The organism is Sediminibacterium sp., from assembly GCF_051860225.1.
Classification (GTDB): Bacteria; Bacteroidota; Bacteroidia; order Chitinophagales; family Chitinophagaceae; genus Sediminibacterium.
In genome coordinates, this window is sequence record NZ_JBHYEI010000002.1 from 191,032 (window position 1) to 207,554 (window position 16,523).

Here is a 16,523-nt window from a genome sequence, read left to right on the forward strand (position 1 = left end):
GCACACTAATTTTGCAATAATTTCGTTATTAACTCGATCAAGCATTTTTTATATGAAAAGAGTTTTGCTACTTTCAGCCGCATTTTTGTTAGTTCATTTGACAGCAAAAGCACAAAGACCCACCACAAGCGGTAAACCCAAAACGGCAACAGCAACTGTTGATGAAAATGCAGCCGCTACAGGCGATAAACAAAATGTATTTCCCGAAGCAGGATTTGTTGGAATTGGCATTTTAAATCCTGGGGCACCATTGGAAATAAAAAAAGCAGCTGGCAATACCAGAAATAAGAATATTTTATTAAAATTAAGTAACGAGTGGGCATCAGGTGGACAAAACGAGCCCTCAATTATGTTCTCGAATGGGGATGTATCCAATCCTAAAAACTTAAGTTATTGGACCATTGGTGCAAGGGTTTCCGGAGACGAAGTACTTAAAACCCCACAGACATTTAAAATAAGTCATAAAGCAGGATCAGATGCAATAGAAAAAGAATTTTTCTCCATTGATTCATATGAAGGAAGGGTAAAAATAGGTGACGTTAATACACTAGTAGACGGCTATAAATTATATGTAGAACAAGGTATACTAACCGAGAAAGTAAAAGTAGCTATAAAAAGCTCAAAAGACTGGTATGACCATGTATTCCATAAGGATTATAAATTAATGCCTTTGAACGAATTGGATCAATACATTAAAACCAATCAACATTTACCTGAGGTACAAACCACCGATGAAGTAATGAAAGATGGCTTAGATCTTGGTAAAATGAATGCATTACTCTTAAAAAAAGTAGAAGAGCTTACGCTTTATACTATTCAATTGAAAAAAGAATTAGACGAAACAAAGCAATTGATTAAAAAGAGAAGAAAATAATCATTTATTCTCCTAAAATAGCATGGCCCAGTTTGTCTCTTTTGGTTTCTAAATATTTTTCATTGTGTGGATTAGGAGCTACTTCAATGGGAACAGTCTCAACAATTTCTAAACCATATCCTTTTAAACCAGCTCTTTTGCGGGGATTATTGCTCATCAATTTTAGTTTGGTTATCCCTAATGAACGAAGAATTTGAGCCCCCACCCCATAATCTCTTTCATCCATCCCAAAGCCTAATTTAATATTCGCTTCAACAGTATCCATTCCTTGTTCTTGCAATTGATACGCACGCAACTTGTTAATTAATCCAATGCCCCTGCCCTCTTGATTCATATATAGAATAACTCCTGCACCAGCAGCATCCACCATTCGCATAGCTTTATGCAATTGCTCACCACAATCACACCGCAAGCTTCCTAAAATGTCTCCAGTAAAACAACTGCTATGTACCCTAGTTAATACGGGCTCATCTTTTTTCCAAGAACCTTTTATTAAAGCAAGATGTTCCGCACCAGATAAATTTTCTTTAAAGGCTACCAATTCAAATTGACCAAATTTAGTAGGCATATTTACCCTTACTAATTCTTCAATTAAAGAATCAGAAGTTAAGCGGTAATCTATCAGGTCTTTAATGGAAATAATCTTCAACCCGAATTTTTTCGCAATTTCTAACAGTTGAGGTAAGCGCGCCATAGAACCATCTTCATTCATGACTTCAACCAAAACACCAGCAGGCTCCAATCCTGCTAATCTTGCTAAATCAACCGTAGCTTCAGTATGGCCACTTCTTCTCAAAACCCCACCAGATTTAGCTTTGAGAGGGAAAATATGCCCAGGCCTTCCAAAGTCAGCAGCTTTGGCATTAGGATTAACCAAAGCTTGAATTGTTTTGGAACGATCATGAGCAGAAATACCTGTAGTAGTTCCTTGACCAATTAAATCAATAGAAACCGTAAATGCGGTTTCATGTAATGAAGTATTGGAACTAACCATGGGCGTTAATGCTAACTCATTACAACGTTCTTCCGTTAAAGCTGCACAAATCAATCCACGGCCTTCCTTACTCATAAAATTAATCGCTTCAGGAGTTGCAAAACGGGCAGCCATAATAAAGTCACCTTCATTTTCACGGTCTTCGTCATCTACCACAATAACCATTTTCCCATTCCTGATATCTTCTATTGCAGCTACTATACTATCTAACATATAATGAATTGAGGTGCAAAATTACAAAAATCAACTCAAGCAACCGCTTTAAAACAATGTACAATGGTATAAATACGCATCAAATTAACAAATGATCGTAGTAGCATTGAATACAAATCATTAGAGATGAAATGGATTATGATTGTATGGGGCTTTATTTTGATTCCTATGGGATTAAAGTCGCAGCATACCACTGGCTCAATAAGCGGCAAAATCAGCTTTAACAATAAAGCCGCAATTGGGGCAGTTTTGATATTAACCGATCAGGGCACTAATCAACAAATAGAAACAATCAGTAATAAAAGCGGGGCTTATGGATTTTATCAAGTAAAACCAGCAAGTAATTACCAACTTAAAGTAATCTACCCATTAGCTGATACTATGCAAATTAATTTCATTACCGTTATTCTTGGTGAAGATGTATTAATTAATATTCCATTACAAGCTTCCATAAATTATTTAAAACCCATTCTAGTAAGCAGTTCTAGCAGAACAAATAATAATGGTCAACCTATTAATTTATTGGATCAAATGCCAATAAGAGGAAATGGACTAAGTGGTTTAATGATACACCAACCGCAAGCATATATAAAAAATGATCAAACTGGAGCAGTGTCATTTTCAAGTCAAAATTATCGATTCAATTCTTTTTATATAGATGGGGTTTTACAAAATGATTTATTCGGATTATCACCTACTGGAACAATCATGGGCGAAACAGGAATATTAGTTGCAGCACCGGAAAGTTTTGAGCAAATGCAATTATTAGTTTCGCCATATGATGCATCCTTAGGCAGTTTTACTGGAGCAGCATTGAACATGACTACTCGATCTGGGAAAAATAAAGCATCACAAGAAATATATACTACTAGCAGAAGTAATGCGCATCAATACTGGCACTCAGGAGTTAATATTAGCGGACCTATATCAACGAATAAATCATTTTATTTTATCAATATAGATCAAGTAAATGAAAGTATTACAAGACCTTTTAATACCAACGAATATATCGGTGAAACCAATCGCATAGAAAAACTTAACCGTTTTAGACAAACGATGAAAGATCGGTATGGCTATGATATTGGCAGTTTTGATCAAACAGAAAATAATAATTCGCAAAAAATAGCCCTTCGGCTGGATGTATTATTCAAGAAAAAACAAGCCATAACTATCAATGTAAAATGGTCCAATGGATTTCGTAGCAACAACCAATTAAGCTCTTCAGCCATCTTACAATTTTCTAATAATGGAAAAATTCAATCACACCAATATTTTGCTACAAGTGTTGAATGGAAAAAAAGCATCAACAACTTTAAGCAGCACAAATTACTCTTTGCATTTATTCACCATAGCACTGTTACAGAACCTAGATTACAGTCATTTCCAAGTTTAAGAATATTAGATGGAGAAGGCATGCTTATGTTGGGGGCGGGTGAAGAAACTTTCCAAAATTTTCTCACACAATCCAATTTTAATGTAACCAATCGCTGGAGCAAACTAAACAGCAGGCATTGGATTGAATGGGGATACGACGTTGATTATAGCATCCTAAATAACCGTTTTATAACCAACGGACACGGTCAATTTTTTTACTATAGCATCAGTAATTTTTTACAAAATAGAAATACAGTTGATTTCAGCATTAATCAAAGTAGGAACAGTCATGCAGCTAATGACCCATTAGCCCAATTAAAAATAATGAAGGCTGCTGCTTATTTTAATTATCATACTACGGTATTTAAAAATATTAACCTTTATGCAGGTATAAGGCTGAATGGAGAAAATTTTTTAAATGAAACAGAGGCGGATGCTTTCACCCAAGACACAGCACTACCTGTTTTACAACAGTATCATACTATATGGGGTGCACAATCAGGGAAGCTACCTAAACTAAGTTCTGCAGCTTCCCCTAGAATACATATCAAAACATTTATTCCATTAATCAATTCAACTATTAAAATTGGTACGGGCATTTTTTCTGGAAGAATACCCTACGCATGGCTATCTGGAATATTGAGCAATAATGGGAATAAAATACAACACCATTATGCGAATAATCAACAATTAAAGGGGTTTGTATTAAATACAATAAATAACAATGGCCAAACTGCATTCCCTTCTCAGTACAGTACTAATAAAGGAACGGTTTATGTAGGCGCTGAAAAAATAAAAATGCCCACTATTTGGAGAACAACATTAGAAACTGATACTAAGCTAAATGATTATAATAAAATAGGAACGAATTGGATGTACTTTCAAAACCTTAGTGAAATAGGATTTGAAAATATTAACATCAACCCCACACAAGTACAATTACAAGGAGTTGATCAGCGGTGGATTCAATCCCCCAATCAACCCTTGAATATACCAATCTTGCCAAATGGTTCTAATCCATATAATGAAATCATTCTAATTAAAAATATGGAACACCAAAATGGATATGGTTACAGCGCTAGTATCCATTGGGTAATGCAACACAAAAATAATAGGTGGTTAATGAATTATTCTTACAGTAACGCATTTTCTATATATGATGGAAATTTTTCCATCCCATTAAATCATTGGAAATTAAATGAACAAATCAACGGAAGAAATAATACTACCCTTGCCATTTCAGATTTTAGTAGAGGGCACTTAATTTATGCAGAATACCAGGTAAATAAAAAAAGCATAAAACAAAGACAATTCAATTGGTCTGTTCATTATACGGGTCAATCAGGCAGTCCATTCAGTTTTGTTTACGATGGAAATACATTATCAGGTGATGCACCCAATACGGGTGGTTACGATCTCATTTATATACCCTACCCCAATGAAATAGAAAATATGTATTTTATTCCGCTCAAAAAGAAAGATAGCTATTATACCATTGAACAACAAAAAGAAGCATTAGCCTACTTTATTGCAAACAATTCTTATCTACAAAATAGAAGAGGTCAATATGCAGAGCGAAATGGAAGCAGGTCTCCGTTTAGTCATCGATTTGATTTAAAATTTCATTTCCAATTCCCATTTAAAATTGCTACTCAATCGGTCAGGTGTTCACTTGCACTTGAATTACTGAATGCTGCCAATTTATTGAATAAAAATTGGGGAGAACAATTATTGGTTCCTGGAAATAGAAAACGACTAATAAAATTTGAAGGTTTTATAAACAACCAAACTTTGGTACCTACTTATTCATTTGATCCAGACATCTTAGATCAGCCTTTATTTGAGCTAAATCAACGCTTTAATCCTGCTAGAAGCAGTAATTGGATGTTGCAACTTGGATGTAGGTTAAGTTTTTATTAACAAACACTGGTTTACTAATGCCCTCTTAAAATCATCAATAACACGCATAATAATATGACTATCAAATACTTAAAAAATATTCACTTATAAAAATTCACTTGGTAATGTTCATAATTAGGCCAAAAAAAGGTCTTTATTTTAACAAGATTTTGGGTACATACGGCTTTAGTTGGATATTTGCCGCACAAAACCAAGATTATGAGAATTTTTAAACGAATTTCAATGATTATGGTTGCTGTCTTAGCAACTTTGATCACAACCGCCCAGGTTACTACAAGTAGTATCACAGGGGTTGTAAAAACTGCTGATGGGCAACCCATTGAAGGTGCCAGCCTTGTTGCTGTACACACCCCATCTGGTACTCAGTATTCTTCTTTAGCAAAAAAGGGTGGTGTTTTCACATTACCAGGTTTAAGAACTGGTGGCCCTTACACACTAAAGATCAGTTTTACTGGTTTAAAGGCCGAAACAATAAATGATATTTATCTTTTATTGGGTGAGCCTTATGTAATTAACCCTACCTTGATAGACGAGTCTAAGGTACTAAGTGAAGTAGTAGTTAATGCTTTGAAGAAAAAATCCAGCGGAGACAAGTCTGGCGGTGCTTCAACTGTTATTAACCAGCGTATGTTAAATACCATGCCTACTATTAGTCGTAGTATTAACGATTTTACCCGTGTAACACCTCAAGCAAACGGAACTAGTTTTGCTGGTAGAGATGGTAGATTTAACAATACCCAAGTTGATGGTGCAAATTTAAACAACAACTTTGGTTTAAGTTCTGATCCATTACCAGGCGGTGGTGCAAGCCCTATTTCAATTGATGCAATTGAAGAGGTTTCAGTAAACATTGCCCCTTTTGATGTAAGACAATCAGGTTTTACTGGTGCTGGTATTAACGCTGTTACCAAAAGCGGTACCAATACTCTAAGAGGATCTGTTTATGGATTATACAGAAACCAAGATTACAATGGTTTAAATGTAGGAGATACCAAATTACCTCCACTTGTTCAATCAAGCAATAAAATCTTTGGTGCTACTTTAGGTGGAGCAATCATTAAAAATAAATTATTCTTCTTTGCATCTTATGAAGAAGAAGAAGGTAACAGACCAGGTATCACATTCAGCCCAAGAGGCGGTTCTGGTGCTGGTAACGTGAGTAACACCAGTGTAGATTCATTAGCAAAATTTGCTAATCATTTAAGGACTGCTTACGGATATGATCCAGGTGCTTTTGATAACTTCCCGAACTTCCTTTCTAAGAACACTAAAATTTTGGCTAAGATTGATTGGAATATCAATAATAATCATAAGCTAACATTAAAGTATAGTGATTTAAGCAGCTTTAACGATCAGGCTTTAAACGGATCAAGTATCCCAAATAACCCATCGTTTACTCCTGCAGGAGGCGGTTCAATTTCACGTTTACCGAATAACCGTTTTAGCTTAAACTCAATGTCTTTTGCTAATTCTAACTACCAATTTAAAGATGTAGTAAGAACAGGTTCTATTGAATTAAACTCAAACTTCAATAGCAAATTCTCCAATCAGTTTATTGCTACCTTCTCTAAAATTCAAGCAACCCGTTCTGTTGCAGGTGGCATATTCCCAACCATCGATATCTTCAACAACAATGGACAAAACTATATGTCAGCTGGTTCTGATCCATTTACCAGAAACAACGATGTAAAGAATGATGTATTTACCATTACCAATAACTTCACTTACTATGCTGGAAAGCATACCATCACTGGTGGTGCTACTTATGAGTACCAAAGTGTAGGTAATATGTTTATGCCAGGATCTGCTAGTTACTATGCATTTAATTCATTAAATGATTTTATTACTAACAGACCTCCAGCAGCCTTCTCTTATACTTTCTCTTTAGACCCAGCTAAGCCTGCCGTATATGCAGCAGACTTAAAAGTTGGTCAATTGGGCATTTATGCTCAAGATGAGTTTAACGTGAACGAAAACTTTAAGTTAACTTATGGTTTACGTGTAGATAAAATAATGTTCCCGGAAGCACCATTAGAGAATCCAAACGTTTCTGCCTTAAGATTCCCTGATAGAAATGGGGTTCCAACTCAATACAAAACAAGCGAGTGGCCTACACAGAGCACTTTATACTTCTCTCCTAGAGTTGGATTCCGTTACAAGGTTGACAACGAAAATTTAGTAGTAAGAGGTGGAACAGGTTTATTCACTGGTAGAATTCCTTTTGTTTACTTGACTAATATGCCAAGTAATAGCCAAATGTACCAAGCAAGTCAGGCAGTTACCAGCCCTGCATTGTTAGGCAACTTCTTATTCAATCCAAATCCAGATGCGTATCGTGGAAGCTTTAGCCCAACCCCTGGTGTTTTAGGCAACAATGCGAACATCGTCATGATGGATCCTAATTTCAAATTCCCTCAAGTTTGGAGAACAAATATTGCTGTAGACAAGAAATTAGGTAATGGATGGAGTATTACTGCAGAAGCTTTGATTACCAAAGATATCAATGCAGTAATCATGAGAAACGCTAATGAGCGTGCCACTAATGCTGTATTGAATGGTGGTTTAGATGCAAGACCTCGTTTTGCGGCTGCTGCAGACAGAAGATTATACAGTAATTTAGGTTCTGCAATTATCTTAGAAAATGCGTCAAGAGGTAATAGTGGATCATTAACTTTACAAGTAACGAAGACTTCCACAAAAGGATTCTTTGGAACAATAGCATACACTAGAAGTTTTGCAAATGAATTAACTGCTAACCCTGGTAGCCAAGCAACTTCAACTTGGCAGAGTAATCCAACAACTGCTACGCAAAATGCTCAGCAGTTATTTAACTCAGCTTATGTTACTCCACACAGAGTCATCACTTCATTGTCTTACAAATTTGAGTATGCTAAAAACTTTGCAACTACCATTAGTTTATTTGGTGAAATTGCAAAAGGAAACAACTATAGCTACACTTACAATGGAGACTTAAACAATGATGGAAATAACGCATCTGATTTAATGTTCATTGATTATACTCCAAACTTTGTTGCACAAGCTGCATCTGGCGGAAACCCTGCAAGAACTGCTGCTGAGCAATTGGCTGCATGGCAACAATTTGTTGACGCAACTCCTTACTTAAGACAAAATATTGGTCAATATGCAGGACGTAACGAAGCTTATTTACCAATGGTAAGCCGCTTCGACTTAAGAGTTGTACAAGATATCTTTACAAATATTGGTGGTCGTAAGCATACTTTACAAATCACTGCTGATATCTTCAACTTTGGAAACATGTTGTTCAAGTCTTCTGGTTTAAGACAAATTACTACTACCAATCAGCCTTTGATCTTCAGAGGATATGATGGAACTGGTCGTCCAACCTTTAACTTACAACAGCAAAGTGGTCAGTTAGTAAACAAGCCTTGGGTAGATAACTTAAGCTTGGCTAGTACCTGGTCTATGCAATTAGGCGTACGTTATATTTTCTAATAACCTACTTAATACATAAAAAAAGGTCCCGAAAATTCGGGGCCTTTTTTTTAATAAGAAGCATCAAGGGTTCTATTGATTTTTATACCACAATCACAAGATTGATTTACTTACCCCACCCCCATTTTAAAAACTGAGGCATAGCTTTTTCCCATGTAGCAATATCATGCTTACCATCTTCTATCTGCAAATATTCAATATGTTGATGGGTATATCCTTTTGCTTTTAATGCAATAATTAAATCTAGCGCATCATCAATTGAATCAATGATGCCGTTTTTATTTCTATCAGCTGTTTCATCTAATGTGCCACACTCAATAAAAAATTGTAGCCAAGGATGAAAAGTTCCATTTCTTACTTGTAAGTGCATTAAACGATCTTGTTCATCATCATATCCATCATCATAGGCTTTTCTACGCCACCAAAGAGATGGACTAAATAAACCCACTTTTCTAAATTCACTAGCATGATTCCAAACAATATCCATTGCACTTAATGCCCCTAAAGAAAAACCTGCAAAAGACTTATCCTTGAAAGAAGGAGCACTGTATTTCTTTCTAATAAAAGGCAACAATTCATCAAAAATAAATTTGGTGTACAATCCTGCATGAGCTCCTCGCCCTTCAAAGTCTGCAGAAAATGCAGTACCATATTCCATTTTGCGTTGTGGTCCACAATGAATGCCAATACATACCAAAGGCTCAATTCGATCTTCGGTAATTAATTGTGAAAGTGTATTAGCAAAAGACATTTTTAATAAATCTTGTCCATCATTAATCAGCAGTATACTTACTTGATCTAAGTGAATAGTTTGATGAGGCAAGTAGATATCAATGGTTACGGGTCTTTCTAAATATTCAGAATGTACTTGAACTGATTCAACTTTTATATCAGCTGATAAAGGAGTGTTATTAAGACGCATAAGTTCAAAAATAGGGGAATGCCATAATAAAGTAGGCTGAAAATTAGATTATTTGAAACATATAGTATAAAAAATAATCAAGTAGATTTTTTTATTTATGCAAGGATAGCTTAAATTACAAATCAAGACTAAAATTTGTACTCATGAAAAAAATTGGTATCCTCTTTGGACAAGAAAGAAGTTTCCCCAATGCATTTATCGAAAGAATAAATAGTAAGCAAGTAAAAGGCATTACTGCCGAAGCTGTTAAAATTGACAAAGTAATTCAGGGAGAAAACAGCGGTTATGCTGTAATCATAGATCGTATAAGCCAAGACGTACCCTTTTATAGGGCGTATTTAAAAAATGCAGCCCTTTGTGGAACAGCAGTTATCAATAATCCATTCTGGTGGAGTGCAGATGAAAAGTTTTTTAATAATTGTTTGTCTACTAAAATTGATGTTCCTGTTCCTAAAACAGTAATACTTCCTTCTAAAGATTTACCTACTGATACAGCTGAATTATCTTTCAGTAATTTATCGTATCCATTAGATTGGGAGGGAATTTTTAATTATGTTGGATTTCCTGCTTATATGAAGCCTTTTGCTGGAGGTGGCTGGAAAAACGTTTACAAATTAACAGACATGAATGATTTCTTTGAAAAGCATGCTGAAACGGGACAGTTGGTTATGCTTTTACAAGAAGAAATAATTTTTGAAGAATATTATCGCTGTTATTGTATTGGAGGAAAGCATGTTCGTATTATGTCTTACGAGCCAAGAAATCCACATCATTTAAGATATGCAGCAGATTTTAAACCATCAGCGGAAAAAATAAAAATGATGACTGATATTGTCATCAAAATCAACCAGTATTTAGGGTACGATTTCAATACTGTAGAATTAGCATTAAGGGACGGAGTACCTTATGCAATCGATTTTTGCAATCCGGCACCAGATGCAGATATTAAAAGCGTAGGCCAAGAAAATTTTGATTGGGTAGTAGAAACAGCAGCCAATTATGCCATTGAGAAAGCATTAGCGCAAGAAGAAGGCAAGGACAATTTAACTTGGGGAGCGTATATCAAAAGAAGCGCAAACGGTCAGCCATTATATTAAAAGCCATCTCGAAAAATATATGTCTAAATTAAGTTACAAGCATTTTACTTTAGGAGTAGAAGAAGAATACATGGTGATAGATCCCATTTCTAGGGAGCTTAAGAGCCATGAACAAAAAATTGTACAGGTGGGTCAATTAACCATGAAAGACAAGGTTAAAGCAGAAATGCACCAAGCTGTGGTAGAAGTAGGAACAGATATTTGTAAGGATATTGATGAAGCTTTTAAAGATGTGGCCTCTTTAAGAGGCAATATTGCGCAAATAGCTGGAGACCTCGGATTATGGGTTGGGGCATCAGGCACGCATCCTTTCAGCCACTGGGAAAACCAATTAATTACCGACCATGTTAGGTACAATCAAATCGTAAATGAATTACAGGAAGCGGCAAGAAGTAATTTAATTTTTGGACTACATGTTCACGTAGGTATGGAAGACCGAAAAATGGCAAACCATATAGCTAATACAGCCCGTTATTTTTTACCCCATGTGTATGCATTAAGTACTAACTCCCCTTTTTGGGAATCTAGAGATACCGGATACAAATCTTTTAGAACCAAAGTATTTGATAAATTTCCCAGAACAGGAATCCCCGACCATTTTGAGAGTTTTGAAGCATATGAAAACTATGTTAACCTCTTAATCAAAACCAACTGTATAGACAACGCAAAAAAAATATGGTGGGATTTAAGAGTACACCCCTTCTTTAATACCGTGGAATTCAGAATCTGTGATGTCCCTATGAATATCATGGAAACCATGACTATTGCAGCGCTTTTTCAGGCAATCTGCGCCAAAATTTACAAGTTGCGCAACCAAAACTTGAATTTCATGATATACCAACGGTCGCTCATTAATGAGAACAAGTGGAGGGCAAGTAGATATGGAATAGACGGCAAACTAATTGATTTTGGTAAAGAAACAGAAGTTGATACTAAGGCACTCATTTATGAATTACTTGATTTTGTAGACGATGTGGTAGACGAGTTAGGAAGCAGGCATGTAGTAGAACATGTGGCCAAAATTTTTGAAGTAGGTACCGGGGCAGATCGCCAATTAAAAGTTTTCAAAGAAACTGGTAGTTTAGTCAGTGTGGTAGACTATATACACGACCAATTTTTAAGGTTGTAAATATTAAATATTTGATAAATTAAAGAAGCCCCTTAACATTTAGGGGCTTTTTTATTCAAATTTGACTTGTTCTAGATGATTAGGCAGCATTTTTGTCTTAGTTGTCGTCTATATATTGTCAACCCTAAATAACCCTCATTTGACAGAGCACGAGTTGATAAAAGGCTGTATTAAGCAGGACCCAATCTGCCAGCGTATGCTATTTGAGCAACATGCTGGTAAGATGATGGGCGTATGCCTTAGATATGCCAAAGACAATATGGAAGCAGAAGACATGCTTCAGGATGCATTTATAAAAGTTTTTCAATATATAAGCCAATTCAAATTTGAAGGCTCATTCGAAGGATGGATCAGAAGAATTGTGGTCAATACTGCCATCAGGCATTTAGAGCGAAAGAAAATGAGTTTCAAAGAAATTGATGACCATCACGCAGATTTACCATCCATCGATCCAAGTGCTTTTAATTATTTAGGGGAAGAAGATTTATTAAAACTAATTAGTGCTTTACCAGAAGGATATAGAATGGTTTTTAACCTAAGTGTAATTGAAGGGTATAGTCACGATGAAATAGCACAAATGTTGAACATTCAAGCAGGCACCAGCAGAAGTCAATTGGTGAAAGCAAGAAAAATGTTGCAGACACAAATCTTGCAACTACAAAAGATTGCAGTTTAATGACCAATAAGGAATTTGATATCATTTTTAACCAAAAACTACAGCAATATAGTAGCCCAGTGTCTACTACGACGTTATGGGATAAAATTGCTGCGCACGACTTATCTGAGCCACGCGAAGGTTTTGATGATTATATTCAAGATAAATTATATCACTATACTGCACCGGTTCCGTCTCATTTATGGAACAAAATAAAACCTGATGAAGAGGATAAAAGAAGAGTAATTGCATGGTTTCCCAAAAAATACATGGCTGCCGCTTCAATCCTATTACTCTTTTTTGTTGGATCTATAGCTGCTTATTTGTATTTACGTATTCCTGATATAAATACAACCCCAGCAGCTACAAAAACAACAGAACCAATTGTTGACGAAACTCCTGAGGCAGCCACAAAAGAGGGATTAATCAGGAATGAAAAAACAGGAATGGAAACTAAAACTCAATGGAAACTAAATCGTAAAAATATTACCCGCTCTTTTAAACAGGATCAATCCATATTTCCATTTGATCAAACTATCGAAAACAATAAAGCGGAAAATAATGCAGGCATCAATAGCAATAATATTATCATAGATTCTATAAATACAGAAGCAAGTTTTGAAGGCTATGAACTATCTGAAAAAGCTGGAAATGCATATATTAAACAGCAAAAAAAATGGAATACATTATTCACTAAAGAGGTCAATAAATACAATCATGCATCAAGTTTTAAAAATGTTGTGATTTGCCCTACTGATAGAAAAATGAGAAACCCCGATTGGGATTTAGAAGTGTTTTTTTCACCTGATATACCGTTTAAAACAGTTACGAATAATACAGCAAGTACTCAATTAATGAGCAGGAAAGACAGTAGTGAATCATTAAGACCAGGATTTACAGCAGGATTTAGAATTGTAAAACCGCTTAATGATCATTTCTCTATTAAAACTGGGCTTCAATATTCGCAAATTAATGAACGATTTACCTATAGAACAGAAAATGAAACCAGAACAACAACGGTAATATCAGTTAGGGCAATTATTAGAGCCCCAGGAGACACTTTATTGGTAAGAGATACTAGCACACTCACTCAAATTGGATTCAAAACTAATACTGTAACAAATAGGTATAGAAGTTTAGACATCCCTATTTTAGCTAGTTATCAAATGGGCAACGACGATTTGAGAATTGGGTTAACAGCAGGAGCAATAATTAATATTTCAAGCTGGTACCAAGGAGTAATGCTAGATAGTAGCTTATCTACTGTTGCACTGAATAAAGAAACGAATATGGCTTATAAAAGCAATATTGGGCTTGGTCTTTATGCTGGTATAAGCGTTACTAAGCGAATCAATTATACTACTCAATTATTTTTTGAACCCTACTTTAGATATAATTTATCGAATATGACCAGGCCCGAAGCTTCTTTTAATCAAAGATTTAGTATTGGAGGGTTGATGATGGGTTTAAGATTCAATTTAAACAAAAGATAGGCAACAATAAAACCAATACTAGTATCTAATTAAAAATGCGAATTAAAATCAGAAAATATGGACTTTTTGCAATGCTAGGTTTCATACTATTAGCATCATGTAAGAAAGAGATTTCTGAAGGTAATTTCACTTTATACTCGGGAACTGATATGAATGATACGAGTTGGTCTGCGTCTGTCCCAACCTATGCTGCCATCAATAGAATAATAGATTCTACAGCTGTTTATGAATATAAAGATAGTTTAATAGGGGCAGCAGGCAAGACCATCACATTCTCTGATCGACTAAAAATATTTTTTCCAGCCAATGCCTTTATCAATAGTACTGGAAATTTGATTCCGGGAAAAGTAGAAGTTAAGGTATTAGTGATGAGAGAAAAATCTGCTTTCATAAGAACACTAAAATCAACCCATAATAATACTGAATTACTAGAAACAGATATGGGCATTTGCATTCTCGCCTCTTCTAATGGCCAATCACTCGAAATTGCCCCTACTATTTCCTACGAAATAAGATTAGGCAATGAAGACAATAAGGTAATGCAACAAATGCGAATTTACAGAGGGGACGAATCTGGCGTTCTATCTACGCAATTACAAATGGATCCACTATTTAATTGGAATGAAGCAAGCTCTAATCAATTTCAATTAGCCATTTTTAAACAACCAGGAATCGGTGGATCAAAAGATATTGAACAATATGCTATAACTACCAATCAATTAAGATGGATTTTAATAGCACGACCCATGCAAAATATTGGCATCGTAGGCAAATTGAACGTCATTCTGCCACCTAACTTTACGAATAAAAACAGTTTGGTATTTATGACTACTGATGATTACAATTTGTCAATTGAATTAAAACCTGAACTCAATTCAAGAAGTTTCTCTTCCAATTTAGTACCACTTCAAAAAAAGGCCCATTTAATTAGTATCTCGTTAATTGGAAATCAATTTTATTACAGTGAAACAAATGTAAAAACACTATATAATACACCAGTGATTTCTCTGAAACCACAAAAGAAATCATTAAATCAAATATTAAATGAATTAAAGAAACTTTAATTTGTTACTAAGCATATCGGGGGATATGCTGGCCCTGTTTTAAACAGGGCCATTTTATTTCTTGATCTTTTTTATATGTAAAGCGTTGTACGCCCAAATTAAGCTACATAACATAAAAATTGCCCCTAATAAAAAAGAAGCACCGGGGAAGTAAAATGGAGCTGATTGACTCGTAAAATAAGCAAAAGAACCTGTCATAATAAGTGGTCCAATGATAGAAGTAGCACTAATTAAACTAGTTAAAGCACCTTGTAACTCGCCCTGTTCATTGGCAGGTACATTACCAGAAATAATTGATTGTAAAGCAGGACCAGCAATCCCTCCCAAACAGTAAGGAACTAAAAATAAAAACATCATCCAGCTTTGCGTTGCAAAAGCAAAAAACAGTAAACCAAGAGTATATAAAGTAAGTCCTAAATAAACACTTTTTTCATTCCCAATTTTGGGATTAATGACTCTAATTAATAACCCTTGAACTAAGGTCACTAAAAGGCCAACAATTCCTAAGGAAATACCAATCATTTTAGGAGACCATTTGAATTTTTCAATATTTACAAAACTCCAATTGCTTTGAACAGCATGAGCAGCTAAATAGATTAACACCAGCGAACCTATCAAACCAGCCACTGCGGGATATTTTTTTAACTGCAGCAAAGAACCTAAAGGGTTAGCCCGCTTCCATTCAAAAGGCCTGCGATGGGCTTTATCTAAAGATTCTGGTAAAACAAAATAACCATATAACCAATTGGCTAAAGCAAGTGCAGCTGCTACAAAAAAAGGAACCCTTGAACCATATTCTCCCAATAATCCGCCTATCATTGGACCAATAATAAAGCCTAATCCAAAAGCAGCTCCAATCATCCCAAAATTTTGTGCCCTATTTTCAGGAGTGCTTATATCAGCCATATAAGCTGAAGCTGTTGTAATGCTTGCACCAGTAATACCAGCAACAATTCTACCAACAAACAACCAAGTGATGGTAGGCGCAAAGGCAACAAATAAATAATCTAACCCAAACCCAAATAATGAAAATAATAGTATGGGCCTTCTACCATATTGATCACTTAAATTACCTAAGACAGGTGAAATTAAAAACTGCATAAATGCATATGAAAAAGTGAGCCATCCGCCATACTGTGCAGCTAAACTAGCACTATTATTATGCACCAATTCTTCAATCAGTTTAGGAACTACCGGAATAATCAAGCCAATGCCAATCACATCTATTAAGATCGTAATAAAGATAAACCCAACTGCTGCCTTTTTATTTGAAGCCATTATATACAATTAAACAACAAAGACCTACCTGCCTTT

11 protein-coding genes are annotated in these 16,523 nt (G+C 35.3%); 8 read left to right on the forward strand and 3 right to left on the reverse strand.

All coding sequences use genetic code 11. From position 1 onward, the window contains the following. Window positions 1-52 precede the first annotated feature (52 nt). Window positions 53-874: a hypothetical protein gene (locus ACTIEI_RS07675; protein ID WP_439505706.1), complete on the forward strand. Its 822-nt coding sequence runs from the start codon at window positions 53-55 to the stop codon at window positions 872-874. A gap of 4 nt (window positions 875-878) precedes the next feature. On the opposite strand, the gene ACTIEI_RS07680 is transcribed toward ACTIEI_RS07675, so the two are convergent. Then, entirely contained in the window at window positions 879-2,081 is a 1,203-nt protein-coding gene (locus tag ACTIEI_RS07680) for a bifunctional 3,4-dihydroxy-2-butanone-4-phosphate synthase/GTP cyclohydrolase II (protein WP_439505707.1), read from the reverse strand. A 126-nt stretch (window positions 2,082-2,207) separates the two neighbouring features. Here ACTIEI_RS07680 and ACTIEI_RS07685 point away from each other — a divergent pair, with 126 nt between their 5' ends. Then, window positions 2,208-5,375 (forward strand): hypothetical protein, encoded by a 3,168-nt coding sequence (locus ACTIEI_RS07685; RefSeq protein WP_439505708.1) that lies wholly within the window; start codon window positions 2,208-2,210, stop codon window positions 5,373-5,375. A 198-nt stretch (window positions 5,376-5,573) separates the two neighbouring features. Beyond that, window positions 5,574-8,849 (forward strand): TonB-dependent receptor, encoded by a 3,276-nt coding sequence (locus ACTIEI_RS07690; RefSeq protein ID WP_439505709.1) that lies wholly within the window; start codon window positions 5,574-5,576, stop codon window positions 8,847-8,849. A gap of 106 nt (window positions 8,850-8,955) precedes the next feature. Here ACTIEI_RS07690 and ACTIEI_RS07695 read toward each other — a convergent pair whose 3' ends face one another. Then, window positions 8,956-9,771: an alpha/beta hydrolase gene (locus tag ACTIEI_RS07695; protein WP_439505710.1), complete on the reverse strand. Its 816-nt coding sequence runs from the start codon at window positions 9,769-9,771 to the stop codon at window positions 8,956-8,958. 143 nt (window positions 9,772-9,914) lie between these two features. On the opposite strand from ACTIEI_RS07695, the gene ACTIEI_RS07700 reads away from it, so the two are divergent. The 5 genes from ACTIEI_RS07700 (at window position 9,915) to ACTIEI_RS07720 (ending at window position 15,209) form a co-directional block, all read left to right on the forward strand. Further along, window positions 9,915-10,868 carry an ATP-grasp domain-containing protein gene (locus ACTIEI_RS07700; RefSeq protein WP_439505711.1) on the forward strand — a complete coding sequence of 318 codons (954 nt, stop codon included), beginning with the start codon at window positions 9,915-9,917 and terminating at the stop codon, window positions 10,866-10,868. 19 nt (window positions 10,869-10,887) lie between these two features. Beyond that, entirely contained in the window at window positions 10,888-11,997 is a 1,110-nt protein-coding gene (locus ACTIEI_RS07705) for a carboxylate-amine ligase (protein WP_439505712.1), read from the forward strand. Window positions 11,998-12,193: 196 nt separating this feature from the next. After that, window positions 12,194-12,673, forward strand: coding sequence for an RNA polymerase sigma factor (locus tag ACTIEI_RS07710; RefSeq protein ID WP_439505713.1), 480 nt, complete (start codon window positions 12,194-12,196; stop codon window positions 12,671-12,673). Continuing rightward, window positions 12,673-14,145 (forward strand): outer membrane beta-barrel protein, encoded by a 1,473-nt coding sequence (locus tag ACTIEI_RS07715; RefSeq protein ID WP_439505714.1) that lies wholly within the window; start codon window positions 12,673-12,675, stop codon window positions 14,143-14,145. Before ACTIEI_RS07710 ends, ACTIEI_RS07715 begins: the two co-directional genes overlap by 1 nt. A 35-nt stretch (window positions 14,146-14,180) precedes the next feature. Further along, entirely contained in the window at window positions 14,181-15,209 is a 1,029-nt protein-coding gene (locus ACTIEI_RS07720; RefSeq protein WP_439505715.1) for a hypothetical protein, read from the forward strand. A 54-nt stretch (window positions 15,210-15,263) separates the two neighbouring features. On the opposite strand, the gene ACTIEI_RS07725 is transcribed toward ACTIEI_RS07720, so the two are convergent. After that, on the reverse strand, window positions 15,264-16,487 hold the full coding sequence (locus ACTIEI_RS07725; protein ID WP_439505716.1) for a TCR/Tet family MFS transporter: 1,224 nt from the start codon (window positions 16,485-16,487) through the stop codon (window positions 15,264-15,266). Window positions 16,488-16,523: the final 36 nt, after the last annotated feature.

What these genes read in the sequence shown, in the direction of transcription:
- ACTIEI_RS07675 (WP_439505706.1), top strand. Translation starts at nt 53, where the DNA reads ATGAAAAGAGTTTTGCTACTTTCAGCCGCATTTTTGTTAGTTCATTTG.
- ACTIEI_RS07725 (WP_439505716.1), bottom strand. Translation starts at nt 16,487, where the DNA reads ATGGCTTCAAATAAAAAGGCAGCAGTTGGGTTTATCTTTATTACGATC.
- ACTIEI_RS07720 (WP_439505715.1), top strand. Translation starts at nt 14,181, where the DNA reads ATGCGAATTAAAATCAGAAAATATGGACTTTTTGCAATGCTAGGTTTC.
- ACTIEI_RS07695 (WP_439505710.1), bottom strand. Translation starts at nt 9,771, where the DNA reads ATGCGTCTTAATAACACTCCTTTATCAGCTGATATAAAAGTTGAATCA.
- ACTIEI_RS07685 (WP_439505708.1), top strand. Translation starts at nt 2,208, where the DNA reads ATGAAATGGATTATGATTGTATGGGGCTTTATTTTGATTCCTATGGGA.
- ACTIEI_RS07700 (WP_439505711.1), top strand. Translation starts at nt 9,915, where the DNA reads ATGAAAAAAATTGGTATCCTCTTTGGACAAGAAAGAAGTTTCCCCAAT.
- ACTIEI_RS07710 (WP_439505713.1), top strand. Translation starts at nt 12,194, where the DNA reads ATGCTATTTGAGCAACATGCTGGTAAGATGATGGGCGTATGCCTTAGA.
- ACTIEI_RS07680 (WP_439505707.1), bottom strand. Translation starts at nt 2,081, where the DNA reads ATGTTAGATAGTATAGTAGCTGCAATAGAAGATATCAGGAATGGGAAA.
- ACTIEI_RS07690 (WP_439505709.1), top strand. Translation starts at nt 5,574, where the DNA reads ATGAGAATTTTTAAACGAATTTCAATGATTATGGTTGCTGTCTTAGCA.
- ACTIEI_RS07705 (WP_439505712.1), top strand. Translation starts at nt 10,888, where the DNA reads ATGTCTAAATTAAGTTACAAGCATTTTACTTTAGGAGTAGAAGAAGAA.
- ACTIEI_RS07715 (WP_439505714.1), top strand. Translation starts at nt 12,673, where the DNA reads ATGACCAATAAGGAATTTGATATCATTTTTAACCAAAAACTACAGCAA.